This window comes from Meridianimarinicoccus zhengii, assembly GCF_003254465.1.
Classification (GTDB): domain Bacteria; phylum Pseudomonadota; class Alphaproteobacteria; order Rhodobacterales; family Rhodobacteraceae; genus Meridianimarinicoccus; species Meridianimarinicoccus zhengii.
Map to the genome: position 1 here is coordinate 1 of NZ_QDFI01000157.1, position 2,734 is coordinate 2,734.

Annotated in this window: 3 protein-coding genes; 2 read left to right on the forward strand and 1 reads right to left on the reverse strand. The window is 63.1% G+C overall.

Annotated features, from left to right (window positions below):
- A partial coding sequence (locus DDE13_RS22230; RefSeq protein WP_162631191.1) for a MarR family transcriptional regulator occupies positions 1 to 260 on the reverse strand: 260 nt, incomplete at its 3' end.
- A gap of 94 nt (positions 261 to 354) precedes the next feature.
- On the opposite strand from DDE13_RS22230, the gene DDE13_RS22235 reads away from it, so the two are divergent.
- Both DDE13_RS22235 and DDE13_RS22240 read left to right on the forward strand, forming a co-directional pair.
- Positions 355 to 2,235 carry a cytochrome c peroxidase gene (locus DDE13_RS22235; RefSeq protein WP_085818094.1) on the forward strand — a complete coding sequence of 627 codons (1,881 nt, stop codon included), beginning with the start codon at positions 355 to 357 and terminating at the stop codon, positions 2,233 to 2,235.
- A partial coding sequence (locus DDE13_RS22240; RefSeq protein WP_162631192.1) for a PhnD/SsuA/transferrin family substrate-binding protein occupies positions 2,235 to 2,734 on the forward strand: 500 nt, incomplete at its 3' end. The genes DDE13_RS22235 and DDE13_RS22240, both read left to right, overlap by 1 nt.

The window sequence follows — 2,734 nt, forward strand, 5'->3', positions numbered from 1 at the left end:
TCCCGCCGCACCAGGCCAGCAGCTTTGAGTCGCGAGATGTTCTTGGTCACGGTCGGCGGCTTCACTCCAAACCGTTCGGCGATTTCCACCGGCCTTGCCTCTCCGCGCGACTCGATCAGTTCGGCGATCAGTTCAACGTAATCTTCCGCCATTTCGCTCTCATGTGCCTGACGCACGGTCGCGAATCCCTCAGCCTGTGCTTCGGGAGCCCTGTCGACAGTTTCGAACGGTTCATGTTCCTGTGATTGCAGCTTTGTCATACTTGGGACTTTGCAGGGAAACTGCAGGATTGACAACTTGTTTGCATAGGGTAGATAAATTAGCCGTGGCTAACTTTGAAGTTGGGAGACCACGGTGATTCAGAAATTCCTTGGAGCGTTCATTGCCGCACTCGCAAGTGCGCTCGTCCTGTCCGGACCTGTCGCTGCGACGCCCGCCAAGGAGGCCCCATGGCTTCCAGAGGCGGCGGCCTACCGGTTGACTCTCTTCCTCGCGAATCTCGAACCGCTGCCCTGGGATGACGTCGGGACCGCCTGGGCCGAATCCTACCGGGGTTCGGAATTCGCTGTCGGTGCATTGGCATGGCTGAACGGCAGCAGCGACATTGGACCCGCGCCCCTTCTGAACGCCATAACTCGCAAGGACCGCCAGGCGGTCTTCGCCGAGGCGACGCGGCTGATAGCGCGCAGGATCGACGAGGAACTGGACCGGGCAGTCATGGCCGACGACCCTGCACGTGCACAGCAGGCCGTGCGGACAGCTCGAGAACTCTATCGCGCATTCGCGGACGGTATCGCGGCTGCTGATCCCGACGCTTCGAGACGCATCGGCCTCGCCTGGCTGGAACTCAACAGCAGCACAGGCTCCGCCGGTGTTCTTGGTGCTGGTGCCACACCCGCGAGTCGCAAAACCATGGAAGCCGCGCGCGAAGTCATCTCCGGCTATCTCGCCGAGAATTACCTCGTTGACGATTTCGCGCCCCGCCGGACGCTGAGCGCGCTGCCGGAAACTGTTGTCCTAAGTGGCCGCACCATCGAGGTGCCGCCAAGCCTGCCGCCGGGGTCTGACATGTTCGATCAGGATCCGCTGCCGCGCCTCGTCCTCAATTTCGAGGAGCAGGGCATCGACGAGACCGACCTGCCTTTGGTGGCATATGGCGACATGTTGTTCGACAGCGCGCAAATCTTTGGCAATCCGGCGCAGGACCTCGGGGTCGCTTGTTCGACCTGTCACAACCGCTCGGACGTCAACCAGCGGCTTTTCATTCCGGGTGCGAGCCATCAGCCAGGCGCGATCGATGTCGATGGCGCCTTCTTCAATCCGATCTTCAATGACCGGCGCGATGATCCGATTGACATCCCCAGCCTCCGTGGCCTGCGTTTCACCGGGCCCTACGGCCGCGATGGCCGCTTCGCCTCCCTGCGCGATTTTACCCGCAACGTGATCGTCAACGAGTTCGGCGGCGATGAACCGACGCCCTTCATGCTGGATGCTCTGCTCGCCTACATGCTCGAATTCGACTTCCTGCCCAACTCCATGCTGACACCGGATGGTCAGCTGACCGAAGCCGCTCCCGAGGCCGCGCAGCGCGGCGAAGCGATCTTCAATACGCCCTTCGCGGCGCTCGGCGACCGTTCCTGCGCCAGCTGCCACGTCCCGGACACGAACTTCCTGGACCGGCAGGCCCATGATATCGGCTCGGTTGCGTCGGCCTACGATGGCGCCCGCACCGGTGCGATGGATACACCCACGCTGCTCGGCACGGCCTACACCGCACCCTATTTCCATGACGGATCTCTGCCGACGCTGGCCGCTGTCGTGGACTGGTTCGACGAATCGAAAGCGCTCGGGCTGACCGCGGCGGAGAGGGCTGACCTGACGGCCTATCTGGAGACCGTGGGCGCAGCGGATGAGCCCTATGAGGCATTCGACGCCGAGAACACCGCCTTCCGGCTGGCATTCTCCGAACTGACGACATTCGCCTCGACGCTCAATACGTTGCTGCCACAGAGGGATGCGGAGCACATTCTGCTGCTGACCGACACCGTCGCCGCGGACCTTTCGGCGGACGCCAGCACAATGTCGAACTTGGCTGCGCGGCCCGAGGTCTACGCGTTGGCCGAGCGGCTGGCCGAGGTCGGTGCCGCCGTGCGCGGTGAAGACTGGGTGGCCGCCGAAGCCAGTTGGACCGCGTTCAAGTCCGAAGCCGACGCAATCGAAGAGAGGGCATTCTGATGGCAATCCATCTGAATCGCAGAACGATGTTGGCACTGGCCGGTGCGGGCGCAGTATCGCTCGCAACCCCGTTGGCCGCGCAGGACACTGCGTTGCGGCTGGCTTTCATCCCGCAGGAGAACCCCGAGAAGCTTCTGGGCGACATTGAAGCCATCACCGGCTGGCTGGCTAGTGAGATCGACGTCCCCGTCGAAGGGTTTGTTACCATCGACCATGCGGCAGCGGTCGAGGCGCTGCGCAATGGCGACGCGGATATCTCCTTCATGGGCGCCCTGCCTTTCGTCCTGGCCGAGGCCGAGATCGGTGCCGTGCCACTCCTGTCCGAGGTCTACCGCGACGCGCCGAGCTACACGGGTCGCATCTTCGTCCGGCGCGATAGTGGCATCGCAGGGCTTGCCGACCTGCGCGGGCGCGACATCGCCTTTGCCGATCCGATCTCGGAATCTGGCTATCTCTATCCGCTCGCCGAATTCGTCGAGGCTGGGCTGATCGACGGTCC